This is a genomic window from Colwellia sp. Bg11-12 (genome assembly GCF_014076955.1).
Taxonomy (GTDB): Bacteria; Pseudomonadota; Gammaproteobacteria; order Enterobacterales; family Alteromonadaceae; genus Colwellia_A.
The window spans coordinates 118,628-139,647 of the sequence record NZ_JACGUZ010000078.1 but is presented as its reverse complement, the minus strand read 5'-3'; the positions used below and the strand labels follow the sequence as shown (position 1 = coordinate 139,647).

The window sequence follows — 21,020 nt, the reverse complement described above, 5'->3', positions numbered from 1 at the left end:
TAACAATTATAACCATCTGTAGGGCGACATAAAATGGAAGATGTTAAAGTAACAGTAGTAATCACGCCACGAGATAGATACTCCGGAGTGATTGAATGTATAGAAAATTTATATAAATTAACCCCTGAACCTTTTTTATTAAAAGTGCTTGATCTCGAGTACCCTCAAAAAATAAAGCAGCAATTAGTCGCGTTACTGGCAAGTAAAGAGAATGCTGAACTTATCGAAATGGGGCTAATAATTCCTATCGAAGCAATGCGCAGGGTACGAGATACTATCACGACACCTTACGTTATGTTTTTAGATAATGACTCTAATGTTACAGAAGGCTGGTTATCTCCATTATTAGCGGTTGCTGAAACCGATGCTAATATAGCAATTGTTAACCCCCTAACGTTAGAAAAAGCAGGTGTTGATATCGGAGCCCCGTTACGTAACCACTTATTTACTAATGAAATAAAAATATTAAGCGTAGAAGGCAGTGAATACCTAATTGAAGAAAAGCACTTTAGAAGAGCATTGCCTGAAGACATCCCTAAAAATGTTGTTCCTTCTGAAATGTTTGAACTACATGGCGTGCTGTTTAATACTAAAATTTTACAAGAAATTGAACTTCCACAAATGGTTATTCGTGAACATATCGATATTGCCATTCAACTTAAAAAATTAGGTTACAAAGTGTTTTCTCAACCTAACTCTGTTGTCATTTTTGATAACTTAGGCACAAGAATGGAATTAGACGATATGAAATTCTTTTTCTTTCGTTGGAATAAAACACTTACTTGGCAAGCTTCACGATTATTCGAACAACGTTGGGGCTATAATTTTTATGCTGAACAAGCCATGTATCATTGGGTTTTTCGAAGAAGAGTATTCTTATATTGTCGTTGGTTGCATATTCCGATTAGTCTTTCGAATCAAATAACACGCGTTTTTGCAAAAATAAAAACCACTTTCAAACCTGTTTGGGATCCATTAACAGATCCTGTAGGTGATTCTGTTAATTTTTTCTCTAATAGAGAAATATAACGTCCTATACAAACTCTTATTAGATATTAATAATACACAATGATTAAACCTGTTTGGGATCCTGTAAAACCCGGAGAAAAAACTATTAAGTTATTTGATAATAAAATAACATAGTTACTTTTAACATAGTTTGATTTTGATAAAAATGTTGCTCATTTATTATTAAATAATAAGTAGTGTTTTATACATAGCTCAAAAAAGTCATTTATAAACAGAAATTTCACTATAAATAATAATTTTTTGAGCTAAAAATCAAATACATCTTCAAACTGAGCAGTTTAACATGAAGGATATTAGATGTTTGGTACACTAAGAACAATATGGGCTCTTATGGTTGTAGTTGGCCATATATTTTGGGTAGGTGAGTTTGGTAGATTTGCTGTTTTTGGCTTTTATATTTTAAGTGGTTTTTTAATGACATATGTTATGCAAAAAAACTATGGTTACTCATTAAATTCAAAAACAAAGTTTGCAAAAAATAGGTTTCTTCGACTATTTCCAAGTTATTGGCTAGCCTGTATTATCACAATATTGTTGATCGCTTTATTTGGTAATTCAGATAACGGTAAATACGCTATCATGACAGTTCCAGATACAGTATTTTCTATAATAACAAATTTAACTCTAATTTTTCCTCATTGGATGCCAAATCAAATTGAACCAAGATTATCTCCTGCCACTTGGGCGCTAACAGTAGAGCTATTTTTTTATGCAGCTATCGCATTAGGTGTATCAAAAACACTATACCGCACATATGTTTGGGTAGCACTTTCAGTGTTATTTATTGTAGCCACATACGCGTTGGGATTATTCTGGCATGCAAGATATTTTTCAATACCTGCAGGGTCGTTACCATTCTCATTAGGCGCGCTTATTTTCTTTATGGTAAAAGAAAATAAAACTAAATTAATACCGCAAGTATTGATTAACTACCCATTATATTTATTTGGGGCAATGCTTTCAATTGCAATATTTGTTTCGATCACAATTACAAAAGGTCTACCAATATGGGCAATGGAAATTTTATTTTATTGCAGTTTATTTTTTAGTTTTTTACTTGTACTTTCTTTAGCGATGGGAAAGCCCTTTTTACCTTTTGTGTCTAAAACCATAGACAAAAAACTTGGGGATTTTTCATACCCTTTTTATTTACTGCATTATCAGGCAGCCATGATTTCTAGTTACTTAATATTAGGTAAAATAACTGTATTCCGAGGAAATACAAATTTACTATCTGTTTTAATGACTTTGGCGATTCTGATATTACTATCTTTGATAACTATCAAGTGGGTAGATAGTCCCATTGAAAAATTAAGAACCAAAATCAAAAACCAAAAATCATAGTCAACTAGAAACGCAGGCACTTCAATCTAAATAATATAAAAGAAAATTTAAGACTAGTCATTTATAAATTATAATCCAACATCTTTCTAATTATTGTACTGTAGTATTGGTTTTGAATATTATAATATATTTCTCAGAAATGCAGTTATGGTCATGTTGTTATTATCAATAACTTTCAAACATTTAAATTATTAAATTATTAAATGTTTGAAAGTTATTAAATAAGAAAACACAGCTAACCATGGCTAATCAATCCCCATTAAAATGTGAAGTAATCAATGATATTAAAGAACTAACACCTCTTTCAAATGAATGGTCTTCCTTAAATAATGCGGTAGAGCATTCCACACTTTTTAATTCGCCATATTGGTGACTTAATATAAGTAGAGAGTAGTGAAATAATAGAGCATATCATTATCAAAAAAAATTATGACATCTGCCGATGATAGTTCAATCCTCTTGTTTCGAGCTAAGGATAAACTACCTTGCTCAATATATTAATATCTAACAGGAATTTTATTTTTAAATTTTTTTACAACTTGCTCGGAGCCACTTTCAACTGGAAAATCAACATAATACAATGATGCTAAGTTTCCTGCTAATAATTGATTTTTTATATTGGGGAAACAATATCTACGCAATATTATGATTTTTCCATTTACACTTTATTGACTTTGACTTTGATTGTGAAGATTTCAACTTACAGGAATATATATGTAATAAATAATTTGGGGGTTATAAAGGCAGTATAACATCGATAAATCTATATCAATTTTTACCCTAGTAAATACACTTTTTACACGATTTGTTCAGAAATAAATGTTATAAACAACCTACTTAACGATTCGATACATGATTAAAGGTCACTAAAGACCTAATTTCATTATTATAACCTCTTTGTAAAAGCTAAGCATATCACACAATGAAAAAACAATTACTCACCAGCTCTATTTTCCTTTTTCTTGAACGTGCTATTGTTGTTATCACTTCTTTAATGCTCACCCCTTATTTAATTAGCGTATTAGGCACCAGCGACTATGGATTATGGCTATTAGTTTTATCGATTATGGGCTGGTTCAATGTTGTTGATTTAGGCTTTCCACAAGCCGTGCAACGACAAATAATTCAAGCACTGGAGATTAAAGATAATCACCGGGTGAATGTCGTTTTTTCAACAGGTTTAGTCCTTTTTGCCATTTTAGGCTTTTTGTCAGTACTAGCTCTTATTAGTTTGACCCAAGTCCCTGCTATTTTTGGTATTACTGGGCCTGATCAGTTAACCCTTGTACAAATATTACTCGTACTTTCTGTAAAAGTATTTTGGGGGTTTCTAATGAACCCTTTTCATGGCTTTTTCTCTGGTCTATTACGCTTTGATATTGACGCAAATTTATCGTCATTAAATGCCATCGTAAAAGCTTTATTGGTGTTTTGGTTAATAGCTGACTTAAATATATGGGGCGCTGTGGTAGCAACGTTAGCGTCTGATGTGATCACCAATATACTAAAAGTAATTTATGCGAAACGGCTATTTCCAAGTCTGTCTTTTAGTCTAAAATTAGCGAGCATAGTTGAAATAAAAGCACTATTCGCCTATTCAAAGCATTTAGTACTCAATGGTATTATACTCACCATTGGCTCAAAATCAGAGCCAATGATTATTACACGGTTGTTTGATTTATCCTCGCTTGCCATACAACAAATTGCTGCCAATTTAATTATGCACGCCCAAGCTTTTGTCGGAACTATCACCGGCGTTTTTGGTCCGGTTTATAATAAAATGGCCGCAAAGAAACAAGATATGGAAAAAATATTCATTCAAACCACCACCATCAATATATTTATTACCAGTGTAATGTTCACTTGTTTATTAATGTTTGGGAAAATTTTTATTATTTTATGGGTAGGTGACGAATTTGAATATGCGACCTATATTTTATATTTTTCCGTTTTTTCGATACTTTGTTCGAGTTTCACCACAAGCGCCAATAGTATTTTAATGGCACAGGCTAACCATAAACTGTTGTCTTTAATTAGCTTTTTCATTGTGCTTTTCAATATTCCTATGGCTATTTATTTAGGTTTAGAGTTTGGCCTGATTGGCCTAGCTATGGCGGGTTCACTGTCTAATTTAATCTTTAATGTTTTTGTGAAAATGACTCTTTTCAAGCACTATAATAACTACAAAACACGTGAGGTATATAAACGCTTAGCGATGTCAATTTTTCTTGTTTATTCATTAGGTTTTATTGGCTCTTCACTATTAGAAAGCTTAGCCGTAGATACCTGGTTAGAACTTGTATTATCGGCCACAGCTGCTTTTCCATTTATTGTCTTAATTTGTTGGGTATTATTACTAACTCCCAAACTTAAAGGCATGATATTTATCCTGCTTGTAGATAAAATAAAACCCAAAAAAAAAATTAAGCCAAGCTGATTAATAGCAACCAAGCCAATATGACTATGACGACAGCCTTAGATGTAGATGTAAAAGAAGTAAAAGTTACAACAGTCAGCTCTTTTGATGAGGTGTCAGCACTTTATCACGATATTCAAAAACGTAACGATCAACCACTGATGAATTCATTCGTGTGGCTAAATACTTGGTATAAAAATTATTGGCAAGATCAATGGCAATTGCATTGTTTTATCATTTATCAAAACGACAAGTTAATTGCTATCGCCCCTTTTTATATGCAAAAGTATACACGTTTTCCTTTCTTAAAATCTCTCCACCTTATAGGGCAAGGTGAGCCTGAAATTAAAGAAGTCGCCTCTGAATATTTAGATGTTAATATTAAGGGAAAATATCATCATGAGCTCTACCCTAAAATAGCTGATGCTATAACTAAGATTGATTTTGATATTCTAGTGGTAAGCGCGATATTGAAAGATTCGCATATTGCTAACATTGCAAAAATGTTATCCGAAAATCTGCAGATTAGGCATTGCTGTCGATATCTGGTCAATCGTGAAACCTGGCAAAAAAAGACTATATCAAAGAATACTCGCTCTCGAATTAAGCGCTCCAACAATCAGCTTAATCAACTGAATGCCGAAGTCCGCTGGTTTTCAAACGATGAAATTAAGTGTTACTGGCCTGCCCTAAAAGAATTTCATCAAAAAAGATGGCATAAATGTGGTCAAAGTGGCGCTTTCCTCTCACAAGAATTTAATAAATTTCATTTATCACTGATCGAGAAAAATAAAGACAGTGTTGCGATGAGCGGGATTTTTGTCAATGATGCTCCGATAGCAATCAACTATTACCTCGTGGATGAGACAACCTATTATTTTTATCAAAGTGGATGGGACGAAGAGAATTACGCAAAGTTATCGCCCGGTTTATATTTACATTATTGGTCAATAGAACATTGCCCCCATCAATATTATGATTTTATGATGGGCAGCTTAAAAGACAGCTATAAAGCAAAATTTGCAGGAGATAATATCCCCATGCAATCATTGCTATACATTAAAAACAAACCTAAATATTTTTTAAGCCAACTCGCGATGAAACTTAAACATAAGCTACGCTGGTGATTACTCATTTCAATACCTTAAAATGAAAAGGGACAAAGCAAACTCATGTTAATATCAAAGTTTAAGCGCTTAGCTCAAAAATTAGCTCTGATCGCCGCATTACTGCTATTAAACGCTTGTGAACCTCATGATGAAATTCAACCTGCAATAAAAAAAGTCATGTCAAATAAAGCCCCTATTGCAGTTACCGGAGATGATCTATTTGTCTCAAGTGGTGAGTTAGCCTTTCTTTATGGTGATAAAAGTACCGATCCCGATGGCAGTATTACGGGCTTTTTATGGAAACAATTATCAGGCGAATCAGTAACGATAAATACCCTTAGCGAAAGCAATATCAGCTTTGTTGCTCCCCATGTAGGTATACCCACAACACTTGAATTTCAGTTAACGATTATAGATAACTTAGCAAGTGCCGCGAGCCGTATCGTCAAGGTCATCATTTCTCCCTCTCCACGTAATGTCTTTCCTTTTGCCCATACTCTAGAAGACTTTACCGCCATTATTGGAACTAAGGTTAACTTAAGTGGCGTTAATAGCTATGATTCTGATGGAAAAATAAGTCGCTACCATTGGCAACAGTTAAAAGGTTACCCTGTCACAATAGTGGGTCAAAATAATAAAGAAGCCTCTTTTACCGCACCGGATATCACTAACCACGAACGCTTAGTCTTTTCATTATCGATTACAGATAATGACGGTGCCGTTTCAACCAATAACATAAAGATCATCATTGCGGATAAATCACCCAGAAAAACAGCCGAAATTACAGCCACTTCAAGTCAGACTATTTCAGGTTCTAAACAAACATTGAATACGAGTATGACATTAACGGCAGATAACAACATTATCCCACACGCTAATGAAATTATTACCTTTGGCCTTCCTATCGCGCAAGGTTTGGTTAAAAATACCGATGAGATCAGTATTTATCTGAATGGGATTGAGCAAGCTTTTTTTGTAAAAAAGGGCCTTTTATGGCACTGGCAAGATAATTCTATTCGCTCGATTACTCTTCAATTACAGGGTATTGATATGCGTTCTGGCAATCTAACCCTTTCAATTACCAACACTGGCCGTGATACCAGCAAAGACCTAACTGAGCAACCTCATCACAATGGTTGGGCAAAAGCGGGAGAAGATAAGGCATATATGCCATACCCTCGAATATTTGCCCTACATGACAAGCATTATTTAGCCACAACTGCACTTATTCCTTCTTACACCCCATCTCCTGCAGTACCTGATGATTTTGAGAAATATCAATTAGCACAATTTCAGCGATGGTCTAGTAAGTTGAATTTCAATAAATCTAGCGGCGTGAATTGGTTGTTTGATCGTTCTTCCGCCTATTTCAAAGTTTATATGACAACAGGAAGAGTTGAGTTCTTAAAAGAAGCCTTTATCAGTAAACAGTTTTATTTTTCAAAAGTTCGCAAGGATAACGTAAGACCAGCAAAGTCAGGTGGACGAGGGTGCTGGCAATGGAAAGGTGTCGCTTGTGCCGATGGAAAGTACATCGCTCCACAACAAGCAAAATTGGCTTGGGCATTATTAGGCGATAATAGCCAGTGGGACGACTCATTAATTATAGATATGGCACTACAAAGTGATTTAGGTTGGAATCAATACGCTAGCCGTGACCCTTATAATAAAGAAAATGAAGGTTTTACTGAGCGTGGAGCAGGTATGGCGGGGTTAGCCGAAATTTCAGCATTTGAAATAACCGCTGATAAAAAAATATTACAACACTTAAATGAACGAATTGAATCTCTGTCAGATATGCAGCAAACAGAAAAACCATGGGATATTTCAAATAACTGGATACCTAAAACAGGGGGCTTTGAACATAGTTTTGATGTTCATGAAGGCAACCATAATGAAAAAAGCGTTCCTTTAGGCGATTCAAATGACCGAGCTTTTTCACCTTGGATGAGTGAGAATATTGCTGATTTTTTATGGCAAAGCTATTGGATAACAAAGCATGAAAAGATTCCTGAGATTTTACGCCGGTTGGGCAATGCGGTAGAAGAACATGGCTTTACTACACGTTATAGTACTACACATCGTCGGTATCAACTTAAGAGTGCTTTTAGCCAGACCAAACAAACACATACCAAAAGCTGTAACAAATCAGCCCAAGAAACTGATTTAGTCTATTTCACCAGTAAATGGGCTGATGATAAAACCTTAGCGAGTGGTGACTTTTGGCCTTACTACTCAGACACCCATAACATTGAAACCGTACTTATTTTAGCGGCCGCTTATTATTTTGAACCAGATTATAATGTTCAATTAAAGCTATCCTCACGAATTGATAAATTAATTAAAGGCTGGGCTCATGAAGACTGTGCCAAGGTTTTTTCCAATGTTCACCGTTTGTTTAATTGGCAACATAGATCCAATTCAATTAGAACATGGCAATGGATAGAAAAAGAAAAAACTACAAATACATCGAATCTTGTTAATTTTACCAATGAACAAACAAAAAAAGCACTAAGGTCATCGCAAAAAATAATAAAACCATTCTCTAAAAAAATAGCGTCTCATTCTGATGCCGTTTCATTCTCAGACATGACACAAGTTGCCATAAGTTATGGCCCTATTGCTCATCAACCTTTTTGGATCGGCATGCCTGATGTTAATGGTGACGGCTGTTCCGATTTATTTGTTGGCACACATAGTGACAATGTAGGTAATAGCCAAATGTGGCTGCACGACGTCTTAGATGGTCAGTGTAAAAATTCATTTTCTTATTACTCTAATGCTTTGGGAAAGTATTCTCAAAAAGGCAAAGGCCGAATTTCATCCCGGTACATCTTTGCCAATATCACAGGTAAAAAAAATGGTTTACCTGATTTTTTCGGTTCAGATAGTGATGGGGGTGATTCTGTGATTTATCCTATTGCACCGACAGTAAATACCACTATGCCTCCAGTATACAATAGTGAAATTGTGGGCTGTCGAGGCGGTAAAAATAGATGTGTAACCCTCGATATAAATGGTGATGGTCGTTTAGAGTTGCTTACATCTGCATCAGTTACCGACCTGAAAAGGCGAATTTACGACCCAATATCTAATACCACCATTATCCCAAAGTTGACGAATAAATACCAACCAGGGTACAAGTCATCATCATATTTGATCGTTGATATAGATGGTGACTCCTGGCCGGATATTGTTAGCGGTGAAGCTTATGGATATTGGCGATATAACCCTATAACACAAACGTTGGATAACTTTGTTTATGCCTTCCAACAAGCAAAACGTGATTTTAGCCGCAGTGGTAGGAACCCAACCAGTAATTTTCAGGTGTCTTTTGACTACGACAATGATGGGGATTTCGATATATTATTTGGTAGTGGTCAATGGGGACCTAAAGATAAAGATAATGAATTTTACCTATCATTACAACGTAATAATGGCGATGGAAGCTTTACCAATGTAACGGATTTAGCCGGTGGTGGTACATGGACCGATGGTTCCTTGAAAAATACGAAATACTGGACCACATACGCAGGTATATACCCTGGTGATTTTAACAATGATGGTTACATTGATTTTATGACCATGGCGCAAAGTTACAGCGATTCTCCTCGATTATTTAAAAATAATGGTGATGGTACTTTTTCTCTAATTAAGAACTTAATTAAAAATGGCGGCGCCGGTGTTGATGTATTTAGACCATGGGGAAATGTTGCTGATTGGAATAACGATGGTTTTTTAGATGTTGCTATCTTAAGTGACGGTATTGGTGATGTAGAGGGGTTACGCTTATATAAAAATAATGCAAATGAAAATCATTGGTTAAAAATAAGAGCTCGAGGGTTAAATAAAAATACCGATGGTTATCATACAAAGTTTATTATTAAAGAGTCACAGACTAAACAAATTTTGGCGACACGCTATCATGGTAATTATAATGTAACCGATGCAAGGTTTATCGCGCATGCAGGTTTAGGAAATGCATCATCGGTTGATTTAGTGATAGAATTCCCTCATGGTGGCCCTGTTTTCCAATATCTAAATATTGCTGTTGATCAAGAACTTGTTGTATTTAGAGATGGGTGCTTATTACAAAATTGGCTACCTGGGCAAGGCTGGCCAACAGACAGTGATAATCAACGTTGTAAAAAGCCTGATTAAAAAGCAACAGTTATAATGATATAGTTAACTTTCTTAGCAGTATAACGTAAACAAAAATAACATACGGATTTGGATATAATTATGGCGCGTACCTTCCCTCCTGCAGAAAAAAATGCTTCTTTTGCGTTCTTTTTTCTGGCTCTGTATACTATTGCTGTATTTATTCGCCCTCATGAATTTAGTATTGAAACCTCCAAATACGTTGTCATTAAAGTCTTTGCTATTCTCGCTTTTTTACTCACATTAACCTCACTTCGCCCCATAAAAATCCTCCCGCAGCACTACATGTTACTAGGCTTCACCCCTTTAATAATGATATCTGCATTTTTAAATGGCTGGGGCATGGACGGTATTACTGAAGCTAATAAATTTTTTGTCGCTTCTATTATTCCATTTTTTTTATATAGCAGTTTGATCACATCTATCTCGAGACAAAAAATCCTCATGCTTATATGTATAGCAGCCGCATTAATCATGGTTTACAACGGCCATATACAGCAACAATCTTTTGATGGAAAATTTGGCTACGGCATAGGTGACTCTTTAACTGTCGGAAGAGCTGAAATGCGTATTACCTATCTTGGTTTTTTTGGCGACCCTAATGACCTTGGTATGTTTTTGGTGATGAACCTCGCTTTTTTAGGCTATTTCTATAGCGAGAAAGGTGCACTCTACAAACTTTTAATGCCCATATTTTTTGGTTTGTTCTGTTACGGCGTATTGATGACCGGTTCAAGAGGAACATTATTAGGAACGCTTGGCGTTATCTTCCTTTACTTTTTCATAAAAAAAGCAGGCGCAAAATTAATCGTATTCGGACTAATTATGGCACCTATTTTGGCGACGTTATTAACTAAATTTGGCGGAATGTCTTCTTCTGAGTCTTCAGCAAATGGACGATTAGAAGCTTGGTACTCAGGTATACTCATGCTAATTAATAACCCTATATTCGGTGTGGGTAAAGGAAACTTTATGGATCACCATGAATTAGTTGCTCATAACTCATATATACATGTTGCTGGTGAAATGGGCATTCCGGGATATTCATTATGGGCAGGCGTTATAATTTTAACCATGTTAGCTTCTTACCGGGTTATTAAAGAGTTCTCAATATGGCCAGATGATAATATTAGTGAAGAGACTAAAACTGACTATTTTGCCGAAGTGAAAATTAATCAAACGTTATTTTTTTCAATGCTCGGTTTTATAATCACCGCATTCTTTTTAAGCCGCCAGTTTACCTTATTATTATTTGTATTCTTAGGCATGCTAACAGCTAGTCACATCAGGCTAATGAAGTTACGACCCGAGTTAAAATCTTTATTTTGTAAAGATATGATCATAAAATCAATGACTTATTGCTGGGTTATCATCATTGCTGTTTATATGGCATTAAAGGTAGGGCTGTAAACTCAAGTTTTACACTAAATATTCCCATAACATTAGGACGTACATATATTTTGTTGAATACAGAAAAGCGATATTACTACATGGACTCGATGCGTAGCATCTTGATGATGTTGGGAATATTGATACACTCATCTCAAGTTTATAATCCAAATAAAAGTTGGCTAGTAACAAGCGACGATACGCACCCTATATTTAAAATATTGATAGACAATATTATATTATTCAGAATGCCTACTTTTTTTATTATTTCAGGTTTTTTTTGTTTAATGATTCTATCGAGAAAAGGTCTTACGTCATTTTTACTTAATAAATGTCAACGGATCTTATTACCTTTATTTACAACAGTATTTACTCTCAATTTATTACAGTTTTATTTATTTTCACAAAGTGAATTTTCACTTATCAGATATTTATCTTCTGGTGAGTGGGTTTCCCATTTATGGTTTCTCTTAAACTTATTATTTTATTTTATTTTAGCCGCAATATTAATCCCTAACACTCAAAAAGATTCTTATAATTTAGTAAATCGTATTGCAAAATTAATTTGTCGTACTCCCACATTAATTCTACTGTTGACTCTTCCATTTCTATCTATTGCAATTATTGCAACAAATAGTTTAGGAGTTTCTCTTTACAGCGATCTGTATAATATTATTACTATTTACAAACTATTGTCGTACTTGCCTTACTTTATTTTCGGCATATTTCTTTTTTCATCAAAAGAACTACTGCATAAGTTTACTTTAATCGATAAAACAACTCTTTTTTTCTGTTTAATCATTAGTGTCAGCTTGAAGTTTTATCCAATATTAAACAATCCATCGTTCAACAATATTATGCAAGTTTACGCAGATACTTTATTGGCGTGGACTATAGCTTCTTGTATTTTTAGATTTTTTTACCTATTTGCAAATAAACGTTCAAAAATATGGTCACAATTATCTAATGCTTCATATACGGTCTATTTATTTCACCATCTCATTGTAGCCTTGATAGGTTCACTAGCTATAAAGTTAAATTTAGCTCCGATTACAGGTATGTTTTTTTTATTAACCGCAACCCTTTTTATAACCATAATCATTCACAATAAGATAATAAGTAAACAACCTTTATTTAATTTATTATTTAACGGTAAATATAAAAAACAAAGGATTTAATAAGATGTACTCGAATATTTTTAGAAACTTCATAATGCCTGCCTATGAAAAAATTAGATGTAAAAATCTACTACATTTTTTAGATGCTTATGAATCAAGATTAACCTGGTCAAAAGAGCAGTTACAAGCTTATCAGTTACAACAATTGAAATCGTTATTACATCATGCTTATAACAATACTAGCTACTATAAAGACGCTTGGGCAGCAGCAGGCATTACTGATATTGATGATATCCAATCTTTAGCTGATTTTGAAAAACTCCCTGTGGTAACTAAAGATGATATTAGAAATCATTATCAAGATTTCATTTCAACAAAACATGCCAACAATATTAAAAAATCGACCGGCGGCTCAACCGGTCAACCTTTTCATTTTGAATTAGATTTAGAAAGTAACACTAGGCGTGAAGCCGTTATGTGGCGTGGCTATGGTTGGTTAGGCGCAGGGCTGGGACAGAAAACTTTATACTTGTGGGGCGCCGATTTAGGCCAGCCATCTCGTTTTAAAACGATTAAAAATGCACTATACCATGGATTCTACAACCGTAAAATGTTGAATTCATTTGAAATGAATAAACAAAACATGGTCGATTATATTGATAGTATTAATAGCTATAAACCTATAGCGTTTGTTTCGTATGTTAATCCTTTATATGAATTAGCCCGTTATATTATTGACCATAAAATAAAAGTTCATCAACCTAAAACGATGCTAACTGGGGCTGAGCCTTTACATCAATTTCAACGTGAAGTCATTGAACAAGCTTTTAACTGTTCCGTTTATGATACTTTTGGCTGTCGTGAATTTATGTTGATGTCAGCAGAATGTCGAGAGCACAAGAGTTTACATATTAATTGTGATCATCTTGTCGTAGAAACAGTGAATGAAGAGTTTGACACCGTTAAGAATGAAAGTGGTGATTTACTCATTACTGATTTACATAATTACGGATTTCCACTGATCCGTTATGTTAATGGAGATCGAGCCACATTAGTTGAAGAGCCTTGCCCATGTGGTAATCCCCTACCCATAATGAAAAGTGTTGATGGCAGAAAATTGGATATTATTAAAACACCTACTGGAGGCAGTATCCCAGGTGAGCTTTTCCCGCATTTATTTAAAGAATATAAAGGCATCATTAAATTTCAGATTAAACAAACCGTGATAAATGCACTCGATATTTTTATTATTACTAACGACCAGTTTACTGAAGACGATAAACAAAATATCCGCGAAGAAATAAATAAATATAGTAAAATGAGTTTACAGTTAAATTTTCATTTTGTTGATGAAATTCCCCTTACAGCAGCAGGGAAACATAGGGTAACTATTTGTGAAATATAATAAAAAAATGGTTATCATAACCAACCTTTATCCCTTACCTTGGCAGCAAAATAGAGCAACATTTAATAAGCAGCAGTTTGAACTGTTAAAAGATGATTATGATGTTTCGATACTCGTACCGATAGCTTTTCCTGATTGGTTTAAGCACATGAAACAAATCACTAACAATACCAATGTGCGATATGCCCCCTACTTTTACTTACCTAAGTTGGGACGTCGATTTTATAGTGTTTCGATGTTTTTATCCTTATTACTCCATTCAGGGTTTTGGCTAAAAAAACAAAATATACAGATCATTTTTGCGAGCTGGGCTTTTCCTGACGCGGTTGCCGCGAGTTGGTTAAGTAAACTATTTCGTACTAAATTCTTTTTTAAAGTCCATGGTAGCGACATTAACTTACACGGTAAAATTCCAGCGAGAGCCAAACAAATCGTTAAAGCTAGCATTCATGCAGATGGTATTCTTTGTGTTTCTAAAGCGTTATCACAAGAAATGGTAAGCTTGGGTATTAATGAGAGTAAGATTTCTGTGATCTATAATGGTGTTGATCATAGTAAATTTGGGGCTAAAATATATCCTGCTCCCGTTAATAGCTATGTTTTATTTGTTGGTAATCTCAAGCATGACAAAGGTGTTTTAGAGCTAGTAAGGGGTTTTGCTAAAATCAGCCATCAACATCCTGAACTGCATTTAATTTTTGCCGGTGATGGCGCTGAGAAAAATAACATCATTTCTTGTGCAGAAAAATTCAATATTTCAGCTAAGGTTTCTTTATTGGGTAGTGTTGAGCACAATGCCCTGCCTGAACTTATCTCATGCGCAAAAATATTAGCTTTGCCTAGCTATAACGAAGGTGTTCCTAATGTTGTTCTAGAAGCAATGGCGTGCGGCACCACCATTTTAGCTACCAAGGTAGGCGGTATTCCAGAAATTGTTGATGAGAGCATTTGTGGTACATTAATTACACCAAAATGCGAAGATGCTGTTGCTAATGGCCTAACACACATTTTAGCCCAAGAGTGGAGTGAAGATAAAATCAAACAACATAGTCAAAAATTTACCTGGGAAACCAATAAACAACAACTACTTGGCTTACTATCAAAAAATTGAATTTGAACAATAAAGTTATATTGGCAAAAAGGTAATTACTGTTACAATACCTATTATAACTCTTTTATTTTTCGACGGTTTAAACGTAATGTTCAATAAGCTTAGGTACTTCATTAGATCAAAGCTATTGCCTGATAGTTTATTTTTAATCGACCGAGCTAAAAAATCTAATACTCTTTATTTAACCTTTGATGACGGTCCGGTAAAAGGCATAACCACAGATTTACTTAATGTACTTGATGAGTTTCAGGTAAAGGCTACCTTTTTTATTATGGGAAAGTGTGCCGAAGCTCACCCTGAAATAATTAAAGATATACACCATCGTGGACATACATTAGCCAATCATACCTATAACCACCCGCCGTTTCATAAAATATCGCTAGATAAAAAAATAACGGAAATTATGTCGACCAATGAGCTACTTAAGCAGTTAACTTTACAAAGGTGTACTTTATTTCGTGCTCCACAAGGAAGATGGGATCTTAAGTTATTAGGCGCTTTATTTCGTATGAAAATGACGGCAGTCCACTGGAGTCGCGATTCTATGGATTTCCGCAAAGAGTCACCCGATATAATTACTAAGCGATTAGTTGATAATCCCTTAAAGTCAGGCGATATTGTACTATTTCATGATGATGACCCTCGTTGTATTGAGTCACTTAGAACTTTAATACCTCACTGGCAATCTCAAGGGTTCAACTTTAAAGCATTGGAGAATAAAAAATAGTGAATATTCTATTTCATCATAGAACAAGAGGCCGAGGTGCCGAAGGTGTTCATATTCGCGGTGTAGTGAAAGGTTTAACACAACTGGGGAATAACGTCACTATATTATCACTTCCAGGTGCTGAACCTGAAGTTGAAGACCAATTTCAAGAACCAACAGTACATATCAATAAAAACAGTGAAACACCTAAAAAAAGCAGCTTCTCTTGGCTTTCTGATATCACTAAACATGTACCTGAATTTGTTTTTGAAATGTTCGAATTAGCTTTCAATATAATTGCAGTATTTAGGCTTAGAAAATCCGTTCGAGAAAATAAAATTAACTTGGTTTATGAGCGCTATTCGTTGTTTATGTTCATCAGCGTATGGTGGGCAAAACGTCACAATATTCCTATTATTTTAGAAATTAATGACTCATGCCAGGTAGAGCGTGTAAGGGCTTTAACATTTAGAACTTTAGCAAGAAAAATAGAACGATGGATTTTTCAAAACGCAACAGGTTTAGTCTTTATTTCAAGCCGCTTCAAAGAAGTCGCTGAACAAGCTTATGGCCGAATAGCACCTTGTGTTGTTTCACCCAATGCCGCCGATTTAGATAAATTTATTATTAACGAGCAAGCTGGCATTGAGCTAAAAAAGTCGTTAGGCATTGAAGACAAACTTGTGCTTGGCTATGTGGGTGCTTTTGTTCATTGGCATGGTATTGACTGGTTTGTGGATTTAATTTGTGAACGTTTAGCTGATAATCCTAATTTGGTTTTATTATTAGTCGGTGACGGTGTTGCTTTTGAGCCAATAAAAGCTCGAGTTACCAACGCTGGCGTTGAATCTCAGGTGATAATGCCAGGAAAAGTAGAACACGCTAAAGTGTCTTCTTACTTATCCGCCATGGATTTTGGTATATTGCCAGACTCAAACGACTACGGTTCGCCGATGAAATTATTTGAATTTATGGCGATGGGTAAAGGTATGGTTGCCCCTGATTTTTCACCAATTGCCGAAGTAGTGACCGATAACGAAACAAGTTGGTTATTTCCTGCCGGTGATAAAGAAGCCTGTATTGAAAAAGTACTTACTATTGCTAATGATAAAAATGCTCACATTCAAGTTGGCTTAAATGCACGTGCTTATATAGAAAAAGAACGACAATGGAAACATAACGCTGAACAGCTATTATCACTTTTAATTAGAGATAAAATATAACGATGCGTAACATCACCGCAGATTTAAAAAGAAAACAGCAAATTTTCGCTGAAGATGGCGCCCAAGTTAGTATGCTAAGGATATGCATGGCTGACGGTACAAGTGCTAATGTAATTTACCGTTGTATGAGATGGTGTGCGAGCCACCACCTTGGCTTAATAGCTTATTTTTTTCAATGGCTTAACAAATTTATGAACGGTTGCATTATTGGAAGTGGTGCCAATTTTTCTGCAGGTTTTGTTATTATGCACCCAGTTGGAATTGTAATAAATTCTAAAGTAGTCGGAGGCATGAATATTACCTTAGAAAGCGGCGTTGTCATTGGTGACGAAAAAGGTCAATCGCCAATCTTAGAGAATAATATTTTTGTCGGCTCCGGAGCAAAAATTATAGGCTCTCTTACTGTCGCGGATAATGTAAAAATTGGCGCAAATGCTGTTTTAACTAAAAACGCTGAAAAGGGTGCTACTATGCTGGGTATTCCAGCTAAGCCTTATAAAAAGAAAACCTGTGGAGTAACAAGTTAATGGTAGTATTGTTTTGGACCAGTATAGCGTTAATAATTTATAGTTATTTCGTTTACCCGTTATGCTTATTCTTTTTCAGTGGTATCAAACAAGCTTTTAGTGACACAAAATACCTCTGGCGCAGACGCCAACGCCGTATTATTGACAGAGAAGACTTGCCCGCTGTATCCATTATTATTGCGGCCTACAATGAGGAATCCTGTATTAAATCGAGAGTAGAAAATTTACTTACGTTAGATTATCCCGCAGATAAATTAACTTTTTTAATTGGCTCAGATGGTAGTAATGATAATACCGCGGCAATACTTTCTCAATTTAACGTAAATAATTTACAGGTACACATTTTTCAAGAAAATCGTGGAAAAATGAGTGTACTAAATGAACTAGTTGAGCATGCGAAAGACGACTTTATTATATTTTCAGATGCCAACACTCATTTTAAAAAAGATGTAATTCAACAATTAACTCGGCATTTTAATAATGAAAAAATTGGTGCTGTTTGCGGGGAGTTGCATCTTGTTGATGGTGATTCAGGTGACAACAAAGATAATGTCTATTGGCGTTACGAACAAATATTAAAATTTCATGAATCACGATTAAATGCATTACAAGGTGCTAACGGTGCTATTTATGCTATTAGAAAATCGCTTTTTATTCCTTTGCCTGCTAATACCATCGTTGATGACTTTCAAATAGCCATGAACATAGCTAAACAAGGTTTTCGTTTAGTTTATGACCCTGAAGCAATTGCTATTGAAGAAATTGCGCCAAATCTAAAAGAAGAAGAAGGGAGAAGGATTCGAATCGGTCTAGGAAATTACCAAGCATTATTTAAAATGCCTTGGGCACTCAACCCCTTACTAGGCTGGCGATTTATTGCTTACATTAGCCATAAGGTATGTCGCTGGTTCGTTCCTCACTTTATGTTATTAACTTTCCTTAGTAATATTGCGCTACTTGAACAAACGTTTTATCAAGTAACTTTTTTAGGGCAAGTTTTATTTTATTTAATTGCGTTTTACGGAATAAAACGTCAATCAAATAACAAAAAAATATCCAGTTTAGTTGCACTGGTCGCTTTTTTCGTTGCGATGAACTTTGCTTTAATGCGTGGGTTCATCAAATATTTCAGTTCCAATGTACAAGGAACATGGCAAAGGACTACTCGCTAGTGTCTATATTATTATTACTAACTTTAGGTTTTTTAGGTTTTTTTCTTATTTTAAAAAAGAAAAACATGTTGGAGTGGATCCCTGAATATATTAAACAACGGATGAGTAAATCTAAATCTGAAAGCACGAATACGAAACATATTATTTTTTCATTTGTTGATCACTATGAACCACAATGGGGAAAGCCAAATGATATTGATGTAGAACGAAGTCGTGTAGACCGTTGGTGTAAAGATTATCCAGCAATGGCAAATAAACACATTGATGCAAACGGCGTTCATCCTCAACATACCTTCTTTTACCCTGAAGAAGAATATCGTGTAGAGCATTTAGACAAAATAGCGAAAATGTGTCGTGATGGTTTCGGTGAAATAGAGGTACATTTGCATCATGATGATGATACTTCAGAGAACTTACGTGCTTCAATTACTCAGTTTTGTCATGTTCTTCATAATGATCATGGCGCTTTATCTCATCACCCAGAAACAAACCAGTTAATGTATGGATTTATCCATGGTAATTGGACTTTAGACAACTCTGGCCATAACGGTAAACTTTGTGGTGTTAATGATGAATTAATTGTTCTAAAAGAAACTGGCTGTTATGCCGACTTTACCTATCCATCAGCACCACATGCTACACAACCCAAAACAATTAATAGCATTTACTACGCAAAAGATGATCCCCTAAAGCCTAAATCTCACAACACGGGTATTAACGTTGAAGTGGGAGGGAGCCCTTGGGGTGACTTAATGATGGTTAATGGACCATTAATGCTTAATTGGAAAAAACTTAAAAAAGGTATTTTCCCACAAATTGAAAATTCAGATATTCGAAAAGGCATGGAACCCACAAACGATCGCGTCGATTTATGGGTAGATGCTAATGTTCATGTGAAAGGAAAGCCCGATTGGATATTCATCAAGGTTCATACACATGGTACTCAAGAAAGAGATATGGATGTTTTACTAGGACAACCTGTTGACGATATGTTTACGTATTTAGAAGCTAAATATAACGATGGTGATGCACACCAACTTCATTATGTAAACAGCAGAGAAATGTATAATATGATCAAAGCCGCTGAGGCAAATGAAACAGGAAGCCCTCACCAATTTCGTGACTATATATTGCCCAAACCTAGCTTTATTGCTAAAAAATAATGATAATAAATAAAATAAAAATGCGAATTAGCCGTTATTTTGGTTTGACATCAATTTTATGGAAGAATAGAAAAAATGGTGTTTATTGTTTTAATTTTCATAGAATTGGTGATGTAAACAACTGCCTTTATGACCCCGGTGTGTTTTCTTGCACTGAAGAAGATTTTGAGAAATATTTAATATTTATTAAAAATAATTTTAAAATAATTGATCAAGACACCCTCATAAAAATGATTGAAAGTGGTGTTTCTCCCAATAATAGATTTGCTCATATAACTTTCGATGACGGTTACATAGATAATTACGTATTAGCTTTTCCAATTTTAAGATCGCACAATATACCTGCAACTTTTTTTGTGGCAACTAGTTTAATTGAATCTAATATCACTCCTTGGTGGGATGAAATCGCGTGGCACATTAGGAATTGTTCTAAAAAGACAATACAACTGTCTTCGTGGCAAAAATCTGTCTATTTAGATAAGTTAAACTGTATAAACAATATTAAAAAAGTGCTGAGTCAATGTAAATCTTCCTCACAAACCATTGAGGAACAATTAATTGAACTACGAACAGTTACTGGTTTAACATTATCGCAGGGGGAAAATGAATTTATGACATGGGCACAACTTCTTGAAATGGAGTTAGCAGGCATGACTATTGGCGCACACTCCCATTCACATCGTATTTTGTCAAGTTTAAGTCAGTCAGAGTTATCATATGAGCTGCGTTACGCAAAAGAATTATTAGAAGCGAAGTTAACTAAAAAGATTGTTTCTATCTCTTACCCTGTAGGGAATAAGACAACATATAATAAAGAAATGTTTAATGAAATAGAGCAACAAGGTTATGAAGTAGCATTCTCGTTTCGCTATTATCTAAATCAACATTTAGTACACAATAAATATCAACTAGCAAGATTATCAATTTCAGATTCGTTCAAGGAAACTAGGTTTATGGAACATTGCTTAAGTGCTCCAAAACTATAAATAAAGATTGAATTTCAAGCACGATTTAAAGATTATATTAGATGATAAGCTTAGTATGCCTCTATAGCTCGTTTAAGAACAATAAACTTGTGTAATAGTAGCTTTGTAACGAAACACTGCAACAAAGCCATGATGACTGCATTCTTAAAGATATTTCAAGC

The 21,020-nt window shown here is 34.8% G+C and carries 15 protein-coding genes; all 15 read left to right on the top strand.

Annotation, left to right across the window (positions count from 1 at the left end; translation table 11 throughout):
- The first annotated feature begins 33 nt into the window (after positions 1-33).
- The 15 genes from H4J39_RS15445 (at position 34) to H4J39_RS15375 (ending at position 20,859) form a co-directional block, all read left to right on the top strand.
- On the top strand, positions 34-1,029 hold the full coding sequence (locus H4J39_RS15445; protein WP_182229284.1) for a glycosyltransferase family 2 protein: 996 nt from the start codon (positions 34-36) through the stop codon (positions 1,027-1,029).
- A 297-nt stretch (positions 1,030-1,326) separates the two neighbouring features.
- Positions 1,327-2,373, top strand: coding sequence for an acyltransferase (locus H4J39_RS15440; protein ID WP_182229283.1), 1,047 nt, complete (start codon positions 1,327-1,329; stop codon positions 2,371-2,373).
- Positions 2,374-3,295: 922 nt separating this feature from the next.
- On the top strand, positions 3,296-4,810 hold the full coding sequence (locus H4J39_RS15435; protein ID WP_182229282.1) for an oligosaccharide flippase family protein: 1,515 nt from the start codon (positions 3,296-3,298) through the stop codon (positions 4,808-4,810).
- A 26-nt stretch (positions 4,811-4,836) separates the two neighbouring features.
- Complete coding sequence (locus tag H4J39_RS15430) at positions 4,837-5,916, top strand: GNAT family N-acetyltransferase (protein ID WP_182229281.1); 1,080 nt, start codon at positions 4,837-4,839, stop codon at positions 5,914-5,916.
- Between the two features lie 45 nt (positions 5,917-5,961).
- On the top strand, positions 5,962-10,059 hold the full coding sequence (locus tag H4J39_RS15425) for a VCBS repeat-containing protein (protein ID WP_182229280.1): 4,098 nt from the start codon (positions 5,962-5,964) through the stop codon (positions 10,057-10,059).
- Between the two features lie 81 nt (positions 10,060-10,140).
- On the top strand, positions 10,141-11,469 hold the full coding sequence (locus tag H4J39_RS15420) for an O-antigen ligase (RefSeq protein WP_182229279.1): 1,329 nt from the start codon (positions 10,141-10,143) through the stop codon (positions 11,467-11,469).
- An 80-nt stretch (positions 11,470-11,549) separates the two neighbouring features.
- On the top strand, positions 11,550-12,626 hold the full coding sequence (locus H4J39_RS19355; RefSeq protein ID WP_404842696.1) for an acyltransferase family protein: 1,077 nt from the start codon (positions 11,550-11,552) through the stop codon (positions 12,624-12,626).
- Positions 12,627-12,630: 4 nt separating this feature from the next.
- A complete protein-coding gene (locus tag H4J39_RS15410; RefSeq protein ID WP_182229277.1) occupies positions 12,631-13,971 on the top strand; it encodes a phenylacetate--CoA ligase family protein in 1,341 nt (446 codons plus the stop codon).
- Positions 13,961-15,082, top strand: a complete 1,122-nt coding sequence (locus tag H4J39_RS15405) for a glycosyltransferase (protein ID WP_310649765.1) — start codon at positions 13,961-13,963, stop codon at positions 15,080-15,082. Before H4J39_RS15410 ends, H4J39_RS15405 begins: the two co-directional genes overlap by 11 nt.
- An 88-nt stretch (positions 15,083-15,170) precedes the next feature.
- Positions 15,171-15,809 carry a polysaccharide deacetylase family protein gene (locus H4J39_RS15400; protein ID WP_182229276.1) on the top strand — a complete coding sequence of 213 codons (639 nt, stop codon included), beginning with the start codon at positions 15,171-15,173 and terminating at the stop codon, positions 15,807-15,809.
- Complete coding sequence (locus H4J39_RS15395; RefSeq protein WP_182229275.1) at positions 15,809-17,011, top strand: glycosyltransferase family 4 protein; 1,203 nt, start codon at positions 15,809-15,811, stop codon at positions 17,009-17,011. The genes H4J39_RS15400 and H4J39_RS15395 overlap by 1 nt, the downstream gene beginning before the upstream one ends.
- Positions 17,012-17,013: 2 nt before the next feature.
- A complete protein-coding gene (locus H4J39_RS15390) occupies positions 17,014-17,538 on the top strand; it encodes a serine O-acetyltransferase (protein WP_182229274.1) in 525 nt (174 codons plus the stop codon).
- On the top strand, positions 17,538-18,710 hold the full coding sequence (locus H4J39_RS15385; protein WP_182229273.1) for a glycosyltransferase family 2 protein: 1,173 nt from the start codon (positions 17,538-17,540) through the stop codon (positions 18,708-18,710). The genes H4J39_RS15390 and H4J39_RS15385 overlap by 1 nt, the downstream gene beginning before the upstream one ends.
- Positions 18,710-19,873 (top strand): hypothetical protein, encoded by a 1,164-nt coding sequence (locus H4J39_RS15380; RefSeq protein ID WP_310649764.1) that lies wholly within the window; start codon positions 18,710-18,712, stop codon positions 19,871-19,873. The genes H4J39_RS15385 and H4J39_RS15380 overlap by 1 nt, the downstream gene beginning before the upstream one ends.
- A complete protein-coding gene (locus H4J39_RS15375) occupies positions 19,873-20,859 on the top strand; it encodes a polysaccharide deacetylase family protein (RefSeq protein ID WP_182229272.1) in 987 nt (328 codons plus the stop codon). Before H4J39_RS15380 ends, H4J39_RS15375 begins: the two co-directional genes overlap by 1 nt.
- Positions 20,860-21,020 lie beyond the last annotated feature (161 nt).

Bases quoted from the DNA above. Each gene is read 5' to 3' on its own strand.
- H4J39_RS15440 (WP_182229283.1), top strand. From the start codon at position 1,327: ATGTTTGGTACACTAAGAACAATATGGGCTCTTATGGTTGTAGTTGGC.
- H4J39_RS15420 (WP_182229279.1), top strand. From the start codon at position 10,141: ATGGCGCGTACCTTCCCTCCTGCAGAAAAAAATGCTTCTTTTGCGTTC.
- H4J39_RS15385 (WP_182229273.1), top strand. From the start codon at position 17,538: ATGGTAGTATTGTTTTGGACCAGTATAGCGTTAATAATTTATAGTTAT.
- H4J39_RS15375 (WP_182229272.1), top strand. From the start codon at position 19,873: ATGATAATAAATAAAATAAAAATGCGAATTAGCCGTTATTTTGGTTTG.
- H4J39_RS15410 (WP_182229277.1), top strand. From the start codon at position 12,631: ATGTACTCGAATATTTTTAGAAACTTCATAATGCCTGCCTATGAAAAA.
- H4J39_RS15445 (WP_182229284.1), top strand. From the start codon at position 34: ATGGAAGATGTTAAAGTAACAGTAGTAATCACGCCACGAGATAGATAC.
- H4J39_RS15435 (WP_182229282.1), top strand. From the start codon at position 3,296: ATGAAAAAACAATTACTCACCAGCTCTATTTTCCTTTTTCTTGAACGT.
- H4J39_RS15390 (WP_182229274.1), top strand. From the start codon at position 17,014: ATGCGTAACATCACCGCAGATTTAAAAAGAAAACAGCAAATTTTCGCT.
- H4J39_RS15430 (WP_182229281.1), top strand. From the start codon at position 4,837: ATGACGACAGCCTTAGATGTAGATGTAAAAGAAGTAAAAGTTACAACA.
- H4J39_RS15425 (WP_182229280.1), top strand. From the start codon at position 5,962: ATGTTAATATCAAAGTTTAAGCGCTTAGCTCAAAAATTAGCTCTGATC.
- H4J39_RS15400 (WP_182229276.1), top strand. From the start codon at position 15,171: ATGTTCAATAAGCTTAGGTACTTCATTAGATCAAAGCTATTGCCTGAT.
- H4J39_RS19355 (WP_404842696.1), top strand. From the start codon at position 11,550: ATGGACTCGATGCGTAGCATCTTGATGATGTTGGGAATATTGATACAC.